General features: G+C 50.2%; 17 protein-coding genes and 1 pseudogene. 10 read left to right on the top strand and 8 right to left on the bottom strand.

Annotation, left to right across the window (positions count from 1 at the left end):
- Positions 1-264 precede the first annotated feature (264 nt).
- Positions 265-1,641, top strand: a complete 1,377-nt coding sequence (locus ACFSUS_RS00900; protein ID WP_381517762.1) for a hypothetical protein — start codon at positions 265-267, stop codon at positions 1,639-1,641.
- 209 nt (positions 1,642-1,850) lie between these two features.
- Here the strand turns inward: ACFSUS_RS00900 and ACFSUS_RS00895 are convergent, their stop codons facing one another.
- Positions 1,851-3,371 carry a M28 family peptidase gene (locus ACFSUS_RS00895; RefSeq protein WP_381517760.1) on the bottom strand — a complete coding sequence of 507 codons (1,521 nt, stop codon included), beginning with the start codon at positions 3,369-3,371 and terminating at the stop codon, positions 1,851-1,853.
- A gap of 321 nt (positions 3,372-3,692) precedes the next feature.
- On the opposite strand from ACFSUS_RS00895, the gene ACFSUS_RS00890 reads away from it, so the two are divergent.
- The 6 genes from ACFSUS_RS00890 (at position 3,693) to ACFSUS_RS00865 (ending at position 10,405) form a co-directional block, all read left to right on the top strand.
- Complete coding sequence (locus tag ACFSUS_RS00890; protein WP_381517757.1) at positions 3,693-4,946, top strand: carboxypeptidase-like regulatory domain-containing protein; 1,254 nt, start codon at positions 3,693-3,695, stop codon at positions 4,944-4,946.
- Positions 4,947-5,072: 126 nt separating this feature from the next.
- On the top strand, positions 5,073-6,623 hold the full coding sequence (locus ACFSUS_RS00885; protein WP_381517754.1) for a serine hydrolase: 1,551 nt from the start codon (positions 5,073-5,075) through the stop codon (positions 6,621-6,623).
- 22 nt (positions 6,624-6,645) lie between these two features.
- Positions 6,646-7,239, top strand: a complete 594-nt coding sequence (locus ACFSUS_RS00880) for a Crp/Fnr family transcriptional regulator (protein WP_381517751.1) — start codon at positions 6,646-6,648, stop codon at positions 7,237-7,239.
- A gap of 11 nt (positions 7,240-7,250) precedes the next feature.
- Positions 7,251-7,940 (top strand): DinB family protein, encoded by a 690-nt coding sequence (locus tag ACFSUS_RS00875; protein ID WP_381517748.1) that lies wholly within the window; start codon positions 7,251-7,253, stop codon positions 7,938-7,940.
- On the top strand, positions 7,937-9,505 hold the full coding sequence (locus tag ACFSUS_RS00870; RefSeq protein WP_381517744.1) for a M20/M25/M40 family metallo-hydrolase: 1,569 nt from the start codon (positions 7,937-7,939) through the stop codon (positions 9,503-9,505). The genes ACFSUS_RS00875 and ACFSUS_RS00870 overlap by 4 nt, the downstream gene beginning before the upstream one ends.
- 240 nt (positions 9,506-9,745) lie before the next feature.
- On the top strand, positions 9,746-10,405 hold the full coding sequence (locus ACFSUS_RS00865; RefSeq protein WP_381517741.1) for a DUF4142 domain-containing protein: 660 nt from the start codon (positions 9,746-9,748) through the stop codon (positions 10,403-10,405).
- A 345-nt stretch (positions 10,406-10,750) separates the two neighbouring features.
- On the opposite strand, the gene ACFSUS_RS00860 is transcribed toward ACFSUS_RS00865, so the two are convergent.
- The 3 genes from ACFSUS_RS00860 to ACFSUS_RS00850 form a co-directional block, all read right to left on the bottom strand.
- Positions 10,751-11,944, bottom strand: a complete 1,194-nt coding sequence (locus tag ACFSUS_RS00860) for an MFS transporter (protein WP_381517738.1) — start codon at positions 11,942-11,944, stop codon at positions 10,751-10,753.
- 74 nt (positions 11,945-12,018) lie between these two features.
- Positions 12,019-12,711, bottom strand: a complete 693-nt coding sequence (locus ACFSUS_RS00855; protein WP_381517735.1) for a DUF421 domain-containing protein — start codon at positions 12,709-12,711, stop codon at positions 12,019-12,021.
- An 11-nt stretch (positions 12,712-12,722) separates the two neighbouring features.
- Positions 12,723-13,412: a DUF421 domain-containing protein gene (locus ACFSUS_RS00850; RefSeq protein ID WP_381517732.1), complete on the bottom strand. Its 690-nt coding sequence runs from the start codon at positions 13,410-13,412 to the stop codon at positions 12,723-12,725.
- Between the two features lie 434 nt (positions 13,413-13,846).
- On the opposite strand from ACFSUS_RS00850, the pseudogene ACFSUS_RS00845 reads away from it, so the two are divergent.
- Positions 13,847-14,777 (top strand): annotated as a pseudogene (locus ACFSUS_RS00845) (pirin family protein).
- Positions 14,778-14,833: 56 nt separating this feature from the next.
- Here ACFSUS_RS00845 and ACFSUS_RS00840 read toward each other — a convergent pair.
- Entirely contained in the window at positions 14,834-15,679 is an 846-nt protein-coding gene (locus ACFSUS_RS00840; protein ID WP_381517729.1) for a helix-turn-helix domain-containing protein, read from the bottom strand.
- A 149-nt stretch (positions 15,680-15,828) separates the two neighbouring features.
- Between ACFSUS_RS00840 and ACFSUS_RS00835 the strand changes: the two genes are divergently transcribed.
- Positions 15,829-16,854 carry a phytanoyl-CoA dioxygenase family protein gene (locus ACFSUS_RS00835; protein ID WP_381517726.1) on the top strand — a complete coding sequence of 342 codons (1,026 nt, stop codon included), beginning with the start codon at positions 15,829-15,831 and terminating at the stop codon, positions 16,852-16,854.
- A gap of 42 nt (positions 16,855-16,896) precedes the next feature.
- Here ACFSUS_RS00835 and ACFSUS_RS00830 read toward each other — a convergent pair whose 3' ends face one another.
- The 3 genes from ACFSUS_RS00830 to ACFSUS_RS00820 all read right to left on the bottom strand — a co-directional run bounded on the left by ACFSUS_RS00830 (position 16,897) and on the right by ACFSUS_RS00820 (position 20,306).
- Positions 16,897-19,260 (bottom strand): gliding motility-associated C-terminal domain-containing protein, encoded by a 2,364-nt coding sequence (locus ACFSUS_RS00830; RefSeq protein WP_381517723.1) that lies wholly within the window; start codon positions 19,258-19,260, stop codon positions 16,897-16,899.
- 354 nt (positions 19,261-19,614) lie between these two features.
- On the bottom strand, positions 19,615-20,025 hold the full coding sequence (locus ACFSUS_RS00825; RefSeq protein ID WP_381517720.1) for a hypothetical protein: 411 nt from the start codon (positions 20,023-20,025) through the stop codon (positions 19,615-19,617).
- 5 nt (positions 20,026-20,030) lie between these two features.
- Positions 20,031-20,306: a hypothetical protein gene (locus ACFSUS_RS00820; protein ID WP_381517717.1), complete on the bottom strand. Its 276-nt coding sequence runs from the start codon at positions 20,304-20,306 to the stop codon at positions 20,031-20,033.
- A 475-nt stretch (positions 20,307-20,781) separates the two neighbouring features.
- On the opposite strand from ACFSUS_RS00820, the gene ACFSUS_RS00815 reads away from it, so the two are divergent.
- Entirely contained in the window at positions 20,782-21,204 is a 423-nt protein-coding gene (locus ACFSUS_RS00815; protein WP_381517715.1) for a response regulator, read from the top strand.
- The last annotated feature ends 19 nt before the right edge of the window (positions 21,205-21,223 follow it).

Genomic DNA, 21,223 nt, shown 5'->3' with positions numbered 1-21,223 from the left:
AATTATTCCAGCACAAAGGCTCTGCATGCACCAATAGGTGACACGAAGTTACGTTGTGTTCGCTGTGTCGGAAATGAAGGGGCTGATTAGGCTTGAATACCGACTAAGACTGCTTTTTAACTGAAGATTAACGTCCGTTTCATCTGGATTTTAGTTCTTCTGCTGATGTCTACTTCGTCAGGTAACCACCTGACGAGTAGGTTTTTGGGTAATGAAATAAGACCGAAAAGACGTCTATGTTCACTAAAAATTAAGTTACCAGTTATGAAAGCGTTCATTCACTTAATTCAGGAAAGAAGATGGTTGATCCCCGTTGGGCTATTGATGATGAGCTGGCAAGTTACACCAGCCCAAAACACAGGGGATGAGCAACCCGCAATTAATAATGACAAGGTAATTGTATCGGCCATCGCCCCGTATCGCGACGATGTTCGTCAGGCTATTCTGCTCGTTAGCGAACAGCCTGACGTGTTAACCAGCCTGGCTCAGCAGCGCGACAATACTCAGCAGGCCTTTACGCGCCTTATTCAGTCGTATGACCAGAAAAAACAAGGCTGGTTTTACGATTTGAGCCGTTACCCGAATGTGGTGCACGATCTGGCAACGCTGGCCCCCCATTCGGATAAGCCAACCGTGACGGCACTTACTAAAGACTTACCAACCGACCTACAGGAGTCAGCCTGGAAGTTATATCGGCACAATCGCGACGAACTGGTTCAGATGGACAATCTCAATCAGCAGGCCGAGCAGGAGTTTAATCGGCTGATTCAACCGCTCGACGGTGCGACACAGAATGCCTTCCGAAAGCTCATTGAAATGCCGGACGTACTATCGCAACTCACTGATCAGATTGACAAAACAAAGCAGCTTGGAGAGGCTTATCGGGCTAATCCTGATGAGGTGACAAAGGAGTTAACGGCTTTGCACGATAGTCTGAATGTGCAGAATCAGCAGGAGTTGGCCGAGTATCAGAATGAACTCGACAAAGATCCGCAGGCAAAACAGGAGCTGCAGCAGGCAGGGCTGGCCTACGCTAAAGCCAATGGATACAATACCGGCATTAATCCAAACCCGGCCTGGGTCAACAGCAATTACTACTATCAAAACCCGTATCCATTCTGGTTCGGCTACCCTTACTGGTATGCATCGCCACTCTGGTATCCATCTGCCTGGTGGTACGGCACTGGGTTTTACTTCGGAGGGGGCGGTAATCTGGTTTTATTCGGCCTGCCCTCCATTAGTTTCTCAACCTGGTTCTTCCGGAGAGGACCAACCTATTATCCACACCTTTATCGTGGATTTAACAACTATTACGTTCGTACGATGGGCGAACACCGTTTCTGGACACCGGGCAACGCCGGATTTATGACGGCCGCTCACCGTACGTTTGGCCCGGCGGCTGGCTTCAACAATGTGCGGGCGAACTGGTTAACCCATGCCGGCACCTATCATCGTCCGGGAAACTGGATGCCGGTTAATCGCCCCGCCGTTACGGGACGTTTTCTGGAGTCGAACGCCGGAGGCTACCATGCCCAAGCCTGGGGTGGTGGACGGCCATTTAGCGGTGGTTTTCGAGGATCTAGCTTCGGGGGCGGTTTCCACGGCGGTATGGGTGGCGGCTTCCATCGGGGTGGCCGGTAATATTCACATCAGAATATACAAACCAGAAAGGTCACGACATAACGCCGTGGCCTTTGTGGTTTGTATCGTTTAAGTGGTTTGGCTCAACAGGTAGCCCAGCCTGCTCTGCAAGAAATTGCAATAGCAGACCGGTCAGAGACCGAATAACGCTGTGGCGTAGTCTCCAGACTACGCTAAACATGAGAATGTCAAGAAACGTCAAGAAAACCTCACCGTTCTAGTTTAAAATCCTTGACCAAAGCCGGTCGAGTTGGGCGGTTGGCGATGTCCCAGCCGGTCAGGTACATCCACCGGGTCATGTTCGTCAGCTTAGGGATGTCAATACGTTCGGGTTCGTCTTTGGGTGTGTGGTAGTCGGGATGAAGCAGGGAGGTGAAACAGATGGCCGGAATATTCAGCCGGGCATAGGGGAGGTGATCACTCCGAAAGTACCAGCCTTCCGGATGGTCGGGTCTGTCCCACAGCGTGTCGAGTTTGAACTTGGTTAAGCCCTGGTTAGCGGCCATGGCGCTGTTGACCAGATCAAGTGAGTTCATGTGCGGAGGCTGCGAGCCGAGCAGGGCTGCACTATCGGGTGCATTACGTCCCATCATTTCGCCATTGAGCACGGCCACGATCGATTCGCGGGGCACCGTCGGATTTGCCGAGTAATAGCGAGATCCTAGTAAGCCCCGTTCTTCGGCCCCATGAAATACGATCAAGGCGGATCGTTTACCGGGTTTCTGGACAAACGCCCGCCCAATGGCCAACGCAGCTGCGCAACCCGTCGCGTTATCGTCGGCCCCGTTCCAGATCGAGTCGCCCGCTACGGCCCGCCGAACGCCGTCGTGGTCCTGGTGAGTGCTAATCAATACGTACTCATTTTTCAACTTTGGGTCCGTGCCGGGTACCTTGCCTACGATGTTAACGGACGGATAATTGAAACTTTCTACGTTAACGACATTCGTGAACTGCTGCCCCGGTTGTTTGATCCAGTCCAGAGCACTGGCTGGTAACCAGACGGTTGGCGCCTGCGAGAATACCCGCGTATTAGGACCGCCGGGTAGGTCGTAACGCCCGCGTTCGAGGCCGGTTGTCCAGCGTTCGAAGTAAAACTGAGCTTCTTTGTCCGACACCCAAACAACCGCCAACGCACCCGCTTTGATGAGGTCAGCGGCCCGGCGCGTCATGGTTCCGAATAGAAAGCGTCTGTAGCTTAACTCAGCCGGGGGCGTTCCTGAAAACTCCAGTGCTACCGCTTTTCCTTTGACGTCCACCTTCGCCACCTCTTCGGGTGTGCCTTTGCCAACAAAGACCAGCGGAGCATCGACCGACGCAATAGCCGGAGCCAGGATAAACGCGTCTTGTCCGTGCGTCAACTGGTGATTGCCGATGTTGAGTCGACTCGTTTCCGTAATTCGAGTCCGCTGAATATGAAAGAACTGGAAGTACGTACCGTCGTCGCCAGCGGGTTGGATGCCCATAGCGCGCATTTGCTCGGCAATCCAGACGGATGCTTTGAGCTCATCGAGCGTGCCGCCTTCGCGACCCCGAAAGTGATCACCTGCTAAGGCAAACAGGTCGCGTTTGATGTCACGTTCGGTGATCGACGACAGTGCGTTCGCTGTTTTAGACGGGCTGGCTTTCGATTGGGCGTAAGCGTGGGAGTTGCCCAGCAGCAACATAGCGACGGCTGAGCTGGCTAATAACCGTCGGGCAGCTGATAAAAAGGAGTAATTCGGATAAAGCATTCGAACCGTTAAAGAAGATATGATTGGCTATAAGCAAATCTACTTCGCAGGTCGGAATGATTCACGTTTTTTGGTGATTTTCGTAGGATTGCGTAAACATGAAAGGCGTTTGTGCCCTAGAATACATAGACAGCAGTCTGTTTGGGTATATCCAGTCAGCGACAACATGCACCATTGCCGCTCAACTATTTGTGCCTTATCTCAACTGGTTATCTTAATAACTGTCCAACTCTATCCGTAGCATACCCCAGCCAAAATTTCTCCAGATTTGTTATACGTTTAAAGTTTATGCGTAGTATTTCTACCGAAAAATCTCTTCAGATGAGCCGTCAATCTAAATTAAGCAGCATTGCTACCAGGGGCGTTTTCCTGACTCTATTTTTGGCGAATTCTGTGAGAATCTACGCCCAATCGGATTATACCATTCAAGGGCAAGTTGTCGATGCAAAAACGGGAAAGCCGGTTCCTTTTGTTACTCTCTCCGTCGCTGAGGGGAAAATAAGCAATGAAACAAATGCTGATGGCTATTTCATGTTGGATCTGCCTAAGCAGCTTAAGCAGGATACCCTGACACTTACAGCGATCAACTATCGGTTGACTCAGATGCCACTGTCAACTTTACCAGCGACCCATGCTGTTGTTCAACTTGCTCCAGTTTCCTACCAGGCCCAGGCTTCAATTCTTGATACGTATTTTAGCCTTGAGCGCTCCTTTCAGGCCAGGGATACACTGTTGAAGGCAGTAGCGGTTATTGCTAAAAATTATACCAATGAACCTACCTTGTTGCACGGATTTTACCGGGAGACCATTGAGAAGCAACAACCCAATGTGTGCGTTTCATATACCGAAGGATTGATCGATGTATATAAACCGTCGTACTATTTCACTAAAAAGGATGACCAAATACGCTTCATTAAAGGTCGTCGCAAACCTTTAACTACGTTTACGGTACCCGTTCTGACCCCAGGCCCTTGGGTTAGTAACATGCTGGACATTGTTAAGTACCAGGAATTTTTATTCCGCAACGGAAAGCTAAACAAAGATTATGTTTTTGAGCTGGCAGGCCAAACCCTTATTGGTGATCAACCCGTCTATATCATCAACTTTAAACCCCGCACTTTTTACGTAACAACTGGCTATTTTGCTGGTAAGCTGTTCATAGCGGCTGAGAGCTTAGCCATTGTCAGGGCCGAATATAAATTGACAGAGAAAGGCCTGGCTATAGTAAACAAGAGCAAGTACGCTCAGGTGTATTCGACCAAATTACAAAATCGTGACTATACCGTTAGTTACACCAAGTTTGATAATCGTTGGTCTTTTCAAGGGGGGAGTGTCGAGAATACATTTACGTATACCGCTTCTGACTTTCCATTTCGATCTCGGGTCGATTTTGTGATTACCCAGCGTCAATCAGAAAATGTAAAGCCGTTTAAGGCTACGGAACAGGCTACATACACTAAGCTGCCTATGCAATCATTTGACGCAACCAACAATGCATTCTGGAACGGCGAAAACTACTTAATGCCATCTCTTCCATACCCTACTCTAGTTATTACAAGTCACAGTAAGCCATAAACAGGCTTCTTCACCTGCTCTAAAATTGCTTTCCTGGTAGTTTGAGCTGATTTGACGTTTTGAATCAGCTTGGTTTGTGCCGAACTCTACCGGAGCTTTAGTATCTTGGTCGACAAATGCCCGCTCATGAAGTCTTTATTGTCCTGCCTTTGGCTGCTGGTTTGTAGCGTTCAGCTACTGTTCTCCCAATCGCGAAAGCCGGTTAGTGCAGATCCCGTTGCCCGGTACGATGCGTATGTGCAACAGGCCGTCAACGATTGGAAAGTCCCTGGCCTCACCGTTACTGTAGTGAAGGGCGGTAAAGTGCTGTTGAAGAAAGGGTATGGCGTCCGTGAAGTAGGCAAAGCCGATGCGGTGAATACGCAGACGCTTTTTGCGATGGCGTCGACGACCAAGGCAATGACGGCCGCTTGCCTGGGAATGCTCGTTGATGAAGGTAAACTCCGCTGGGACGATCCGGTTACTGATTACCTGCCCGATTTTCAACTTTATGATCCGGCCGTTACGCGTGAGCTGCGGGTGCGCGATCTGCTGATTCATAACACGGGTGTGGGCAACGCTGATTTTCTGTGGGCAAGTATGCAGATTTCGTCCGATGAGATCTTACGTCGCATACGGCTCGTAAAACCTACATACTCGTTTCGGTCTAGTTTTATTTATCAGAACATCATGTACCTGGCTGCCGGAAAGGTGGTCGAAAAGGTAAGCGGGATGCCCTGGGAACGGTTCATGCGTACGCGTATTTTTGAGCCGCTGGGTATGCGCCGGACGCAGGCGCTATTTCGGGAAGTGACCGACTTAAACCGGGCTAAACCGCATGTTGAGATCAGCGACACGATTCGGGTGATGAATAGCCCTACGGAAGAAGGATTGGTTGACGCCATTGGGCCAGCCGGTTCGGTCTGGTCATGTCCCGACGATCTTACCGCCTGGATGCAGTGTATGATAGATAGCGGACGCTATGACGGGAAACGTCTGCTCAAACCTATAACCTGGGCGGAGCTTTTTAAGCCGCAGACGATTGTAACGGATGCCCAGTTCTATCCGACGCAACAACTAACGCACCCGTCCTGGAAGACCTACGGCCTGGGCTGGTTTCAGCACGATTACCGCGGGCAACGTGTCAATTTTCACACGGGTAGCCTAACGGGCATGGTGGCCATCCATGGGCAATTGCCCAGTCATAAACTGGCCGTCTACGTACAAAGTAATCTCGACCACGCCGAATTGCGTCATGCGTTGATGTACCGTGCCTTCGATGAGTTTGCGTTGGGTGTTAACCACGATTGGAGCGCTGAATTTCGGCAGCTATACGGCGGGTTCCGGCAGCAGGCAAAAACGGCTGAGCGAAGAGTTGATAGTGCGCGGGTCATGAACACCAAACCGACGTTGCCCATCACAGCCTATATCGGTTCGTATGCCGACCCGCTTTATGGTAAGGTTGAAGTAACGATGCAGGAAGGCAAACTGCGCCTGTCTCTAAACAGTGTGTTGACGGGGCGGCTCGACCACTGGCATTATGATACGTTCCGACTGACCTACGATCAATTCTGGAACGGTGCTGATCCGGTTACGTTTTCGCTGGATGCACAGGGTAAAGTAGCTAAATTGAGATGGGGTGGGGCAGAATTAATGAAAGTGCCGGATAGTGGAGGAAAGGGTGTTGCCGAACGGTAAGCGCATAGTGCTATATACAAAAATGATACCTTCGTCTGCCGAAATTGACCTGCTCAGGCAAGCCGTATTTTCTGAAGGCCCTTTACCAGATGAGGTCTGGAGCGATTTCATTACGTGCTGGCAGCCAGTTACGTACAAGCGAAAGTCAATACTGACTGCGGCTGGCGACGTTGAACATTACGCGTATTTTGTGCTCGACGGCATACAGCGGGCTTACTCGCTGAGCGAAGAACAACGTGAAGTTACGTTGATTTTCTCCTACGCTGGCTCTTTCTCGGGCATCATCGATTCGTTTCAACTACAGCAACCGTCTCACTATTATTTAGAAACCCTGTCGGCTAGTCGGTTGCTTCGGCTGGCTTATCCCGATTTTGCCAGGTTGTTAGCCAGGCATCCCATTCTGGAAACCTGGGCGCGCCGGGCTACCAGTCGGGCGTTATCGGGTTTAATGGAGCGCCATATTCAGCAGATGACGTTTAGTGCTGAAGCGAGGTTTCGCATACTACTCACCCGCAGCCCACGTCTGCTTCAACTGATACCTCACAAGTATATCGCATCATACATCGGCCTTGATCCAGCCACATTCAGCAAACTACTGGCTTCGGTTAAGCTGTAAAACGGCCATTTATGATTAAAATCTTGGTCTGGACCAAGATTAAAGACCGGAGGTCACTGTACGTTTGTATCGAAAATACAACCCCAAATACGATGCCTTCTTTTAATAGCCAAACGTTACTCATTGAGCACATAGCTCTTGTATACGATATTAGTACTGTAGTCAGAAAACGCTTTGGAGCTTTGTCCGCCGAAGAATTGAACCAACGACTATCGCCGGAAAAGTGGAGTATCGCCCAATGCTTAGAACATCTTAATACGTACGGACGGTATTACTTACCTCTTCTGGAGCAGGCTATCGTATATGGCGAAGTACGGCACCAGTCTGCACAGCCGACGTTCAGAAGCAGCTGGTTAGGTAACTACTTTGCCAATACGATGCGACCTAAAGCCAATGGCACAATTGCCATGCCCATGAAAGCTTTCAAAGCGCACACCCCCGCCCACCATCTAGATGCATCGGCCGTTATAGATGAGTTTATGGTGCAACAACAGCAGCTACTACAACTTTTGGAGCGAGCACAGCAGGTTAACATTGGTGCTCTAACCGTGCCAATCTCCATTGCCCGCTGGATAAAGCTAAGCGTAGGGGATACGTTTCGGTTTTTGATCGCGCACGAGCAGCGGCATCTGTTGCAGGCCGAGCGAGTGGCTGACTGGTTGTCAGAAAATCGTATCTTGGGGCATAAACTGTCCGTATGAAATTTCGCTACCACCTTGTCATTCTGCTCGCTTTTTTTATTGTTGGCATATCTCGACCGACACAAGGGCAAAAAACTACTGTTACGGCCAGCGCCCAAACACCGCTGCAGCGTGTTCAGGCCTACCGTAAGGCCCACGAGACAACGCTGATGAACGAATATTGGCAGTTTCTGGCAATCCCTAACGTATCGGCAGACTCGGTTAACATTCGCAGAAACGCGGCTTTCATTTTGCAAATGATGCAGCAGCGGGGCATTCCGGCTCAGTTGTTAGACGGTACCCGTCCGGGCATAACCCCCGCAGTGTTTGGCGAGGTCCGCGTGCCGGGTGCTACCAAAACATTGACATTTTACGCTCATTACGACGGTCAGCCAGTCAACCCGAAGCAGTGGGCGGAGGGACTGGAACCTTTTAAGCCCGTATTCATTACGGCTCCCGTGGAGCAGGGTGGTACAATTGTAACCACGTATAAAGCAGGAGAGTTTATTGACCCGTCGTGGCGGTTGGCAGGGCGAGGAAGTGCCGACGATAAAGCCGGGGTCATGACCATTCTGAACGCTTACGATGCGCTGGTCAAGAGTAATATCAAACTAACGGCTAATCTGAAGTTCTTCTTTGAAGGCGAAGAGGAGGTCGGATCAACGCACCTCGGCGACATCTTCCAAAAGCACCAGGACAAGCTAAAAAGCGATCTCTGGATTATTGCCGATGGACCCCGGCACGTTTCGGGGAAAAAGCTTGTGCAGTTTGGCGTTCGGGGCGATGTGAATCTCTACCTCACCGTTTTTGGGCCTAAGCGTCCTCTGCACAGCGGTAATTACGGCAATTGGGCCCCTAATCCGGCCCAACGGCTAGTGAGCCTACTCGCCAGCATGAAAGATGATGAAGGCCGGGTGCTCATTGAGGGCTTCTACGACGACGTAACACCGCTGACGGACCGCGAGAAGCAAGCTATGGCCGCCGTACCGAACATGGAAGCGGCCCTAAAAAAGGAGCTGGGTATTGCCAGACCAGACGGGGGAGGAGCGTCCTTTATGGATCTGATGATGATACCAACGTTAAACATTAATGGGCTTCAGAGCGCTAATGTCGGGGCAATGGCTGGTAACATTATTCCGACAAAAGCCGAAGCCGTTTTGGATTTGCGGATGGTTCGGGGCAATGAGGTTTCCCGGCAGATTGAACGTGTTAAAGACCACATTCGTAGTCGTGGCTATCATATTATCGACCGCGAACCCACCGACGCCGAACGGCAGCAGCATCCAAAACTCATCATGATTAAAGCAGCTACGGGCTACAACGCCCAGCGAACCTCCATGGATTTACCGATTGCTCAGGAAGTTATCAAGGCTGTGCAAACTACTTCTGCCGATCCAATTGTTCTCTTACCTTCGGCGGGCGGGAGCTTACCCCTTTATTTATTTGAGAAGGTGCTGAAGGCTAACGTAGTCTCGGTGCCCGTCGTGAATTACGACAACAACCAGCACGCCGAGAACGAAAACGTGAAAGTGCAGTATCTGTGGGAAGGCATCGACATGATGGCCGCTATCATGCTGATTCGGTAATGCTTTTTAAACACGGAGGCAACAGAGGGTCGCACGGAGATCACAAAGGTTTCGTTATATAGCTTGCCAAGCAGTTGAAAAACTCTATAATCTGGGTGAATCCTCTGTTACCTATATGTTTGATTATTGGATTTAGATAAAACTCTATAGATTTTAAGGGGAATATCTAAACACTTGCCCAAAGCAAGCCGTTACAGGGTAGTATTAACTCAACAATTAGTTTACAAACTAACATACGTTATGAAAACCAAATCGATCGCGCTGGGCCTACTGATGGCTTTGTCGGTAACGAGCGTTACGTTCGCTCAACAAAACAGTGGTATGGCAGGCTCTGGATCAACGAACATGGTTGGTAAAGAGAGCAAATCGGCTTTTGACCGCATGAATCAGAAGGGCGCGGCTGCTGTGAGTGCTATTAAACCAACCAGCGCTAAACTATCCAGCGCCGACCAGGATCTGATGATGCAGGTGGCCAAAGGCGGCATGATGCAATTGGAAGTGAGCAAGATAGCTGTGCAAAGCGCCAGCAGCGACGAAGTGAAACAACTAGCGCAGGCTGAAGTACAAGAGCAAACGGGCCTTTCGGCAAAATTGAAAGAGATTGCTGATGCCAAGGGTGTTACGTTGCCAAGCTCACCCGACGCTGAAACGCAGGCTATGGTGACCAAAATGCAGGGTCTGTCGGGTGCCGATTTCGACAAGATGTATGTGCAGGAGAGTGGTGTAAAAGGCCACGAAAAACTTGACGCCGTGATGAGTCAGGTAAAGTCGAGTGCGTCGGACAGTAACCTGAAAGACGTAGCTAAAGCGGCTCACCCATTGGTGAAAACGCACTTGAAAGTAGCTAAAGAGGTAGTAAGCAAAATGTCGGGCGGTAGCACGTCAGGCGGATCGAAATAAGATCTATGATAATGGCAAGCGTTACGTAACGCTTATTCTGGAACTACCAGGCGGGGACTCACTGAGTCCCCGCTTGTGTTTGAGCGATATTCTCAGTAGCTAATTCATACCTCATGAGCAGTTTGGGAAGGTAAGGTTGAGCCGGTCCGCCGGTGCGGTAGTCTCAGTCTATGCCCGGGCGTTATCCGGTCTGTGATCGGAATGAAACGTCGATATACTCCGGTCAGAAACTGCGATGACAGTCTAGCGTAGTCTTCAGACTACCGTACCGGCGGGCCGGCTGAACCGCGCTATACCAGAAAACTAACGCAAACAGCGTTTCTAAGCGGCCGCTGGCTTTGCCGTTTAGGTCAGTGCTTTCTTCAATTTGTCGGGTTCAACACATTCTGTTGCGTTAATTTCCTTGGTTTCGGGAACAAGCATCAAAAAGAAAAGCGTACCGAACACACCTATGCCTGCTAGGGAGCCAAACCCAATAGCATAGCCGTATTGCTTGACGATGATGCCGCCGACTATACTGCTGATGGATGCGCCCAGGCCAATGGCCGAGTAGACAACGCCCTGTAAGAGATTGAATCGTCCGGTACCTTTACTCAGATCAGCAATCATGATAATACTGACCACACCAAAGATACCCGCGCCAATGCCGTCGAGCAGTTGAGTGGCTGTCAGTGCGTACGGATTATCGATGAAGGCAAAGAGAATTGCCCGCACAGGCAAAAGAAGGAAGGCGATAGACATCACTTTCTTTCGCCCGTTCTCGGAAACTTTACTGGCATACGAGGCAACAAAAACCATGACTCCCTGCGCCATGATAATGGCCGCCGACAAGTAAAGTGAAGAGTTCTGCTTATCGACAAGCCCCATCTTCTGGCCAACCAGGGGCAGCATGGCTGCATTGGCCAAATGGAACAGGGCCATGGCTATGGTGAAAACCAGAATGTTTCGGTTGGTTAACAACGCCAGGACACCGGAATTGTCGTCGGTGGCCTGATCGTTGTCGCTAGCGGCTCTGGCCAGATTGTGATCTATGTCTTTTTCCCGAATGACAAGTACGCCTAACGCCAGAGCAACGCATTGGAAGATTGAAAAGTAGAAGATAGCTTCGTAGGAAACAAACCGTCCGAGAAGGCCAGCAACAATGGCAGCCAGCATGTTGCCCAGGTGGTTAAAACTTTCGTTACGCCCGATTCGTTGAGACAGCATGGCATGTCCCACAATCCCCAGACTTATGGCGGCCACGCAGGGTGCATACACCGACTGCGTAAGCCCAACCACTGCCTGTGAGATGAATATTGGATAAAACTCGCCACTCCAGATCACAATCAGGCAACATACGGCGATAACGAGCGACGCGCCGATGAGCAACAGGCGCTTGTATTTGGTATGATCAATCAGGCTACCGGCGGGTGGCTGAACTAATATGCCAACAATACCGGGAATGGCAATCACAATCCCGATTTCCTGCGGGTTCCAGTCGCGAACCGTAAGCAAAAAGACGGACAGATACACACCAACGCCATCTCTGACGTCCGCCATAAGCAGGTTGACCCAGTCTAACCCTCTTAAACTCCTTGTTGACGCTGGCATAACGACTAGTTTTTAAGCTTGGCTCACTCCACAGCCTCGGTCCACTCCTCATTGCCGCAATTGGTGCATTCGGCCCCGTTATCGGGTGACGCCGACGAACTAGCATTGCCGCAGTTGGCGCAAACTAAACGGCTGTGTACTTTTCGTTGCCTGTTCCGAAACTTAGTATCCCAGTCGGGAAGTACGGACAGGCCGGGCGTAGGATCAGGATTTTCGACCAGCGAGAAAGATCCGTTCGCTTCGAGGTAGAGCCGTTTTACGGAGCCGAGGTGGTATAAGCCCTCCGATCGAAGCTGCGCCAGCAGCCGTTCCCGGGTAATCCGGCAGTGCAGCATGGTGTCTAACTTCATGACGGAATTCTCGACCAGGATGTCCAGATCATCTTCGAACAAATATTCTGCTTTTTGATTTCTGGAAGCTATGCTAGAAATAATCCACTCGCCCGCTACGATCACAACTGCACAAATAACAGCGGGCAGCAACCCTCGGTCGGGTGCCATGATGGGGATACCAATCGAAGCCGCCAGAGCTACTAAGGCCACCATTTCCGTGCGGCTCAACTGACCAGCCATGCGTTTGCCCATAATCCGCATGGAGGCCATCAGGATCAGGTAAACAACTGCCGTTCTGATAATAACTTCTATATAAAACAGGCCCGGCACATCGCCAATGAAAATGCGTTGCCAGTCGGTCAGGTGAAGTTGTTCTGGTTTCATCGTCTTTACAATTAACAAACGGCCTGGGTCCATTCCACTTCGTGGCAAACCGGGCAGGGCTTTTGATCGCCTTTGAGTTGTATGGTATTCCCGCAATTCATGCAGGCAACAATAGCTGAGTCGGCTTCAGGCTGTAGCATATGAACCTCAGGGTCTTTGTCGGGGAAGGCCGACAAGCCTGGGTTTTGTTCCTCCTCGGTATAGATGCTAAAGATCCCGCAGGCTTCCATATACATCCGCTTTACTTTCTTTACGTTATAAATTTTTTTGCTACGTAGCTGGGCAAAAACCTGCTGTTTAGAGATGCGGGCTGCTTCCATAGCATCCAGCTGCAATACGCCATCCTCGATCAGCACACTTTCTTTTCCCTGAGTAATCTCTTCGACCCGTTTGCTTTTGAAGTCCAGCCAGGTCAATCCCCGCTGGAATGTCAGCGCACAGATTAGAATCACGATTCCCAGCAGGATGCCCCGGTCAGGTAACTGCATAATGGGTGAAACAATAGCCCCTAACGTGAGCATCACTGACATTTCGGTCAGGGTAAGTTGCCCGTTCATGCGCTTACCCAGCAGCCGAACGATAATTAGAAAGGCTAATAAAATAAGTACGGAACGAAGCAGTACTTCGAGTAAAAATTCGGGTGGGTTATTCCCTACAATAATGCGTTGCCAATCTTCTAAATGAATTTGTTCTTTTTTCATGGTTGTTGAGTAACAGTTGACTAATCGCTGATTAGAAGCGCATTGTGTCAGTGGCTCATTGATTTCGTGGCTCCGCGGATTACGTTTATGGCCCGAAACACCTGACTATATCGGGCAGCGGTCTTAACCGAGTTCCTAACCGTTCAACTGTTTACTTATTAGTCTAGTCTTATAATCGACTTTATTGGTAAGCTAACGGTCCTATCAAATCAGGATGCCGTCAGGATTAATCGGTGCCTGCTAAAGGTCGATGTTGTGTTAATCGTTTTAGAGAATCAGCTAGAAGCCTTTACTGTCTTTGGGCGTACTGTCCGCGAGCCTGGGCAGTAACTCAAGTTATTTTGCGGTTCTGGCTGCTATTTAGATGCGCAGAGTGTCTATCTTGGATTCGTAATAAGGTCATTACAACGCTCATTCCATCAACTGTTCACTCTATGTTAGACCTAGTCATTGACGCTCGTCCGGCTTCGCTGGGTAACGGATTCAACGTCCGGCGAATCTTGCCTTACCGGCTACGACGCATGCTTGGACCGTTCATTTTTATGGACCACGGCGGCCCGGTGAGCCTTGCTCCCGATCAGATTTCCAATATGGACGTATTGCCGCATCCGCACATTGGCCTGTCTACCGTGAGCTATTTGTTTGACGGTCAGGTGACCCACCGGGATAGTTTGGGCGTACAACAGATTATTCGTCCCGGCGAGGTCAACTGGATGACGGCCGGCAGCGGTATTGCTCACTCCGAACGGTTTGAGGACCCGACTGCGTTGACGGGTGGTTCGCTCGAGATGATCCAGACGTGGGTAGCGCTGCCCGAGGCTGATGAAGAAAGTAATCCAACGTTCGAGAATTATCAGCCCAATGAGCTCCCCGTATTCACCGATAAAGGAGTCTGGTTACGGCTGATTGCCGGGGATGCTTTTGGTTTACGTAATGAGGTGAAAACCCATTCTCCCTTGTTCTATACCCACGTTGTGTTGCAGCCCGGCGCTCGGTTTGGCTTGCCGCAGGGGTATCCCGAGCGTGGAGCCTATGTGGCTAAAGGGAGCGTGGAAGTGAGCGGACGAACCTATGGGGTTGGTCAACTGCTGGTGTTTACGGCGGGCATTGATCCTGTGCTGGTAACCCAGGAGGGATGCACATTGATGCTGCTGGGGGGCGAACCGTTGGGTGAGCGGTTTATATGCCGGGCCGCCGGTGCGGTGGAATTTTGTTTCCTCGCGCCGGGAGCGGATTGAGCAGGCCAAAGCCGATTGGCAAGCGGGGCGCATTGCGTTACCGCCGAATGACAACACGGAGTTTATTCCTTTACCCCAGGATAAGTCAAAACCGGCTGGTATGCCTCCACCACCTGCCTTATCGTGATGTGGCTTAGGGGTTTTCAATTGGCAAGCTCTTTACGCCGAAGTGGTCTTGGTTGACTAACGCAAGTGACGCTTTTTAAACTGGAGAGGGTTTTCGCCCGTGACACGCCGGAAAGTTTTATTAAAGTAGGACATACTCTCAAAACCACAGGCCAGGCAGGCTTCTGACACCGTATGGTTTTGTAACAGAAGCCGTTGGGCCTGGTTGACTCGGTACTGATTCAAATACTGCGTGAACGTCAAGTGCGTCATTCGTTTAAAATACCGGCAAAAAGCAGCTTTGGTTAAGTTAGATAATCCGGCCACTTCATCAATCTCAATCCGGCGGGTGTAGTGTTCGGCAATGAAATAGCTGACACGTTTAAGGCGCAGTTGTTCGCTCAGGTTGTAGGAGTTGTTCACCGAATTACCGTGCAGTGAGGTCCATTCTTCACTCATGGCCAGCTGCTGAAAGATATTGAGCAGCTCCAATAGACGATTAAAGGGAGGGTGCTGAGCCAATTGTTTGAGCGCCTGCCCAATGATCTGTTTCGTTTGTCCATGAAACGAAATCCCCGAACGGGCTCGTTCGAACAAGTCACGAATTGCCCCGCACTCAGGGGCCAGCCAGAAAGATTCGCCCAGGAAATTAGGCATCAGTTGAACAACTACTTTCTGGTAATCCGTTTTTACGCCATAGTCGAAATTGAGGTGGGGAATATTGGGGCCAATAAATACCAGATCGCTGTCTTCGTAGCGAGAAATATGTTCGCCAACATGACGGGTTCCACTCGCTCCTTCAATATAAACGATTTCGTATTCGGGGTGATGATGCCAGAGAAATACATCGCTCAAATGGGGTGTCAGCAGAATATGGAATGAGCTATCCCGGTCGGGGCTGATTTCTTCAAACTGCACTTTCATACCTGTTTTTGCTCATGTTTTTACGCTTTGGCCAGTAAATACAACTATTAAGAGCAATATAGAGCAAAAAGTGGTAATTATTGTTATAACAGGCTACAGAAGAGGGACGCTAACTTTGTTACAACAAAAAGACTTATAAATCCTAAATCATGGAAGCGACTAACACAATGGCTCCGGCAGGCATACCGGCTACAGATACGCCTGCCGCAATGATTCCTGATAATGCTCACAAAGAGATTCCGGGAAATCCAAGTACTGCCACCAGTAGTTCTATCAAGTTAAGCGACCGATCAACCCGCGAGGGCGAACCGCTGAAGCCATTACGGGTTTTGTCCGAAGAAGACTGGAAATTCTGGATCGAAAACGGCTACGTCGTCATTAAGCAGGCGGTACCCAAAGAACAAGCCAAGCGACTGGCCGATTTTCTGTGGGAGTTTGAAGAGAAGGATCCCAACGATCCATCAACCTGGTATGCTCCGGCCCGTGCCGAAATGAAAATGAAGGAGCTAACCGGTAGCGGAATGGTTGAACTTTACAACCATCAATTCGAATGGGACAACCGCCAGTATCCCCGAGTTTACGACGCCTTTGTTGATATCTGGGGAACCGAAAAGCTGTGGGTAACCATCGACCGGGCTAATTTAAACTTTCCCCTACGTCCCGAAGATACCTTCAAAGGGTTTATTCACTGGGACTATGACCCCGAAACCAAACCCCAGAACGTACAAGGTGTACTCGCTCTGGCCGATCAAACCGACGAGAATATGGGTGGGTTTCAGTGTATTCCCGAACTGTTCCGCACCTACGACACCTGGAAACTCACTCAGCCCGCTGACCGGGATCGGTTTAAGCCGGATACGGCGGGTTTTGACTTGGTGAAGGTGAAGATGGAAGCGGGCGATCTGTTGATTTTCAATAGCTCTCAACCGCACGGTATCCGGCCTAACCGCTCCGGTGATAAAGTCCGAATTGCCCAGTATATTTCGATGATGCCCGCCCAGGAAGAGAACCAGGCGTTACGCGATTGGCGGATCACCTCCTGGCGAGAACGACAGGCTCCTGAAGGTTATGCGTTTCCGGGTGATCCCCGTAATTGGGAGAAAGAGCGCCACCAAACCGCTGAGCTGTCTCCGCTGGGGCGCAAATTGTTAGGTCTTGACTCCTGGGAAGATTAATCCGCCGTGTCAGAAACTGAGCTCGCTCAATACCGCTAACCATTAACGGATCAGCATCAGGCGTCCCCGAACTACTGGCTGTTCGGGAACTGTCCGCAGGGTGAACGGGTAAACGCCGGTTGGTAAGGCTGTTCCGTTCATGGTGCCATCGAAAGGCTTGCTGTACCCCTTATCAGACAGATATATAACTTCGCCCCAACGGTTAAAGATGGTAACAACGGCGTCGGGAAAGGCTTCAATGCCAGCTAGTGTCCAGACGTCGTTCTGACCGTCGCCGTTGGGCGAAAACGCGTCTGGTATCCAAACGCGTTCCAGTACCGTGATACGAATGCTATCGCTGGCTTCGCAGCCCGACGCATTCTTGATCGAAATGGTATACGTAATGTCGCCAGCGATTGAAACGACTGAAGGATTCGGTACACTAGCGTCAGAAAGGTACGTCGTTGGCGTCCATGAGAACACGTCAGGATCGCCCGTTAACGCTGGGGCAAGCTCAAAGGTATTTCCTTTATACGTCGTTATATCGTCGAGCTGAATCGTCGGAATGGGGGCAACCACGGCCGTTCGGGAGACGGTCACGTTGGCGCATTCAGGAGCTGCTTTGGCAGTGTAGGTCAATTGATGATTACCAACGCCAGCCTGTTTCGGATTGAAGGCGTTACCCACTACGCCTACTCCCGAAAACTCGCCCCCCTGTGGACTACTCACAAGCGTATACACGGGATTGTCTGGCCCACAAACGGCCGGTATCGAATCAAAAACAACGGTTATAGGCGGAACCTGAGTAAGTAAAAATGGGGTTGAAACGCCCTCGCAGCCATCAGCATCACTAGCCGTTAAGACGTAGCTTCCCGCCGTTTTTGCGAAATGACGAGCCTCGGTGGCTCCCTGAATCATCTGGTTGTCTTTCAGCCACAGATAGCGAATGCCCCCACTGCCTTCCAGTTGTAAGGAGTCTTGCGGACAAATGCGGGTCGATCCGCTTGCCGATCGGATAACTGCCTGCACCGCTGGCGATCGCTCAATTGACATGCTGTCCGTACGAAAAACGCACCCTGCGGTTTTGTGTGTCAGCGTCGTCCAGTAGCGACCCGCCTGCGTAATGTGTAGCGAGTCGGTTGTTTGGCCCGCCAAGGGTTGGTTGTCCCGATACCATTGGTAATTAACCTCTGACCCGCCCGGTACGGCGAGCTTTACGGAACCCGTGGTGGCACACAGATGGCCCGCTACGGCGAGCTTAGCATTGTTATCCAGAACGTTAATGATAACATCTTGTGAGTTACCCGTTTTGCTGCAAGCCGTTTTGAGCGACACCACCACTGTATAACGCCCTGATTCACGTACCGCCAGGGATGCGCCCGTCGCATTTGGAATGTTAATGCCATCCTGACGCCATTGGTAATTCCAGTTGCTATTAAAGGTTGCTTGCAGCAGGGCTGAATCACCCCGGCAGATTGTGGCGTTGCGCAGGTTAGCCGGGCGATTGCTAATCTGCACGGCAGGGTCTGGTGTCGTTGCGGGTGGACATTCAATCACCAGAAACTGGAAGTCACGCCGTACTTCGCCAATCTTTATTCCATTTCGATACTCCTCTACCTTGACCGCAAAGACAAACAAGCCAAGTTGCGTTGCCGTTACGGATAACTGACCGGTTTGTGGGTCGATGCGGAAGGGGGGGCTACCGGGAATAGCATTGGTTGCGCCGTAGCTGGATAGCCACCTTACATCCGGATAAGGACCAGCCGAAACCGAATTCTGGTTCGTGCCCCGTTGATCCAGTGGCGTCACTAGTGAGTAGCGCAGTTCATCTCCATCGGGATCAGTCGCCCCAAACGGATAAATAAACGGTTCTCCAACGCAAATGTATTCGCCGTTGATGGGGCCAAAATGAGGAGAGGAATTCACGAACACCTGGCCGTTCTGCTGAAGAGCCGGAAATTCGAGGTAAAACGTAAAACCGGTCTGGCTGGGGCTGTTGATGTTATCGATGCCCGCGTTGCGATTCCGGGTCTGGTAAGAAACGTAATATCCCTGCAAATCGGCATACGTAGCTGGGTCGAGCTGAACGTCTGCCTCAAAAGTGGCAACAATGAACTTGAGGTTACGCTGATTGGCACAATACTCATTGGCGTAGATGATGGATTGCCGCTGACCTATTTCCTGTAGGCTGATCTGCGTCATAAGGAAATTGTCCCGCTTTCGGAAGATGCCGAGTCGCCCACCTCGCTGGTTATCGGCTCGCGGACCGCTTTCCATGTAATTTGTAACTAAAATCCGATAATGACCGGGCACGTCGCCCACCGCTCGCATTTCCAATTGCCCGCCTACCTGATGCACGGCGAAACAACTGATAGAAGCGCTCAGCGCCAGAAGCACAACAGCGAACTGCTTAGTAAACAGGCGCATACGGTAATAGGGTTAACGACGGATTAAATCTGTTACAAATTCATTTGGTTTATAGTACTCCACTTAAGATTACCTCGTGAAAGATAGGCCGGCAATCAACTAAATCTACTACACCCGTAGTCAGTATAACTCGAGGGTAACAAACTGGTTATAAACGTTTAATTGGCAAAAGCCAGGTTAGCGTAAGGTCATCTAATATACTAGATTGACGCAGTAATCTACTCGTGCAATTAGAAACTTTTATCTACCGTTCGGGTACAAACAAAATGCTTTATCCCTCTGATCCACAGAACCTAACGGGGTAAGCGGTAACCAGCTTTAGGGTAATATGTTAGCGTATGGTATCTGACCAGATCAGTAATCATTCATTAACCAATAGCGGGCATCGTCATTATCCAGAAAGTACCGGCTTGCCAACGTCTGGTTCGTAGCCATGGCGGCTTTCAGAACTATGTCAGTACCTAGTTTAGCGAATTGATTAGCATTGTTGAGAAGCACAGCAATCTTCGTGTTTTTGGGCCAACAACCTGCTAAAGCCGGAAGGCACTGTTGCACGAACCATTGAATGTCAATCGGGTTAAAGATGCGCAGTTGGCGCAAATCGATCAGCCACCGGTTGACGGCGTACTGTTTTGTGAACGCCACAGACATCAATGAGCCTCGCTGATAGTGACCGCTGGTTGGCAACCCCACCCACGTTTGCCGAAGCAGGCGAGCTCCTTTCTCAACGGTGACCGTGACGTGTTCGTTTTGGTACGTTTTCATGGTTGTCAGAAAGCTGCGACATTGAAACCGGTGGTTGCCATCGCCGTTTCCCGTTCCGTACAGGCCTGGTGCAGTTCAGCCTCGGCAAAGCGATAGGCATAGATGAACTTGTCCTCTTCCGTCCGAATAAATCCAAGATCTTCAAGCTGCACCACGTTGTTCCAGATGCGTTGCAGGCGTCCGTAGAAATCATCTTCTGAACGAGACAGTAAAGCGCTTAATGAGGGGCCTGAAAAGTTAGCCAGCCGGGCGGCTTCAGGGGGGGCGATTGTTGGGGCCATTGGATTACCTATTCAGTTTGACCGCTGTTTCTCGGTTTAAAAGGTAACGTACAGGTCGCGCATCGTTTACGAAAAACAAGGTTCTTTTAAGGTCTTTTAACAGCGGCCATCATGACATCAATAAGTAAAGTAATCAGTCTATACCTTGATGTACGTCTGACTGCAATGCACCGTTGCACAAAACGCCAGATTCATAAAGCAAACAAAGAATTATGTTTACGAAACACGTCAATGAATCGATAACCATGAATTTCGCCTTACACCCGGTTTTAAACCTAATCCGTTTGTAGCAGTTATAATCTGACCAATTCCAGCAGTAGCCAGTAATCACTCTGATAGCGGTTGGTGCCTTGATGGGTAGACTATCTGGCTAAGGATCAGAAGTTTATCTATTACGGTCAGTTAAATGTACAAGGTCCGTTAGCTGATTCTATTAAGACACAAAGAGGAAATTCCTCTTTAACGTTTATGCTTTATGTCATTAAAAGGGCCTATTCTCACGATCGACGATGATGAAGACGATCAATATCTTCTTCGACAAGTAATAAAGGATTTGCCGGTGACCAACGATGTGTATGCTTTCTTCAACGGGAAAGAAGCACTCCACTACCTGGAAACCACCGACGAACAGCCATTTCTGATTCTGTGCGATATCAACATGCCCCAGATGGATGGCCTCGAACTCCGTGAGTACATCATCCAGAATGAATACTTACGCAATAAATCCATTCCCTTTGTCTACTTCACAACGGCGGCTAATCCGGATCTGATTCGGGCCGCTTATAACACCACCGTTCAGGGGTTTTATCAGAAAGCGGCTGAATATGCCGGGCTTCAGGAGCAGATTCGCTTAATCATAGCCTATTGGCAAAGCTGCCTCCACCCTAACCAACCCTAATAGGGCTGTACAACGTATT

The sequence above is a fragment of the Spirosoma soli genome (genome assembly GCF_042684525.1).
Classification (GTDB): domain Bacteria; phylum Bacteroidota; class Bacteroidia; order Cytophagales; family Spirosomataceae; genus Spirosoma; species Spirosoma soli.
This window is presented reverse-complemented; position numbering and strand designations above follow the sequence as displayed.

Coding starts and splice junctions, on each gene's coding strand:
- ACFSUS_RS00830 (WP_381517723.1), bottom strand. CDS start 19,260: ATGCGCCTGTTTACTAAGCAGTTCGCTGTTGTGCTTCTGGCGCTGAGC.
- ACFSUS_RS00850 (WP_381517732.1), bottom strand. CDS start 13,412: ATGAAAAAAGAACAAATTCATTTAGAAGATTGGCAACGCATTATTGTA.
- ACFSUS_RS00870 (WP_381517744.1), top strand. CDS start 7,937: ATGAAATTTCGCTACCACCTTGTCATTCTGCTCGCTTTTTTTATTGTT.
- ACFSUS_RS00895 (WP_381517760.1), bottom strand. CDS start 3,371: ATGCTTTATCCGAATTACTCCTTTTTATCAGCTGCCCGACGGTTATTA.
- ACFSUS_RS00900 (WP_381517762.1), top strand. CDS start 265: ATGAAAGCGTTCATTCACTTAATTCAGGAAAGAAGATGGTTGATCCCC.
- ACFSUS_RS00820 (WP_381517717.1), bottom strand. CDS start 20,306: ATGGCCCCAACAATCGCCCCCCCTGAAGCCGCCCGGCTGGCTAACTTT.
- ACFSUS_RS00815 (WP_381517715.1), top strand. CDS start 20,782: ATGTCATTAAAAGGGCCTATTCTCACGATCGACGATGATGAAGACGAT.
- ACFSUS_RS00860 (WP_381517738.1), bottom strand. CDS start 11,944: ATGGCGGACGTCAGAGATGGCGTTGGTGTGTATCTGTCCGTCTTTTTG.
- ACFSUS_RS00885 (WP_381517754.1), top strand. CDS start 5,073: ATGAAGTCTTTATTGTCCTGCCTTTGGCTGCTGGTTTGTAGCGTTCAG.
- ACFSUS_RS00855 (WP_381517735.1), bottom strand. CDS start 12,711: ATGAAACCAGAACAACTTCACCTGACCGACTGGCAACGCATTTTCATT.
- ACFSUS_RS00890 (WP_381517757.1), top strand. CDS start 3,693: ATGAGCCGTCAATCTAAATTAAGCAGCATTGCTACCAGGGGCGTTTTC.
- ACFSUS_RS00875 (WP_381517748.1), top strand. CDS start 7,251: ATGATTAAAATCTTGGTCTGGACCAAGATTAAAGACCGGAGGTCACTG.
- ACFSUS_RS00840 (WP_381517729.1), bottom strand. CDS start 15,679: ATGAAAGTGCAGTTTGAAGAAATCAGCCCCGACCGGGATAGCTCATTC.
- ACFSUS_RS00880 (WP_381517751.1), top strand. CDS start 6,646: ATGATACCTTCGTCTGCCGAAATTGACCTGCTCAGGCAAGCCGTATTT.
- ACFSUS_RS00865 (WP_381517741.1), top strand. CDS start 9,746: ATGAAAACCAAATCGATCGCGCTGGGCCTACTGATGGCTTTGTCGGTA.
- ACFSUS_RS00835 (WP_381517726.1), top strand. CDS start 15,829: ATGGAAGCGACTAACACAATGGCTCCGGCAGGCATACCGGCTACAGAT.
- ACFSUS_RS00825 (WP_381517720.1), bottom strand. CDS start 20,025: ATGAAAACGTACCAAAACGAACACGTCACGGTCACCGTTGAGAAAGGA.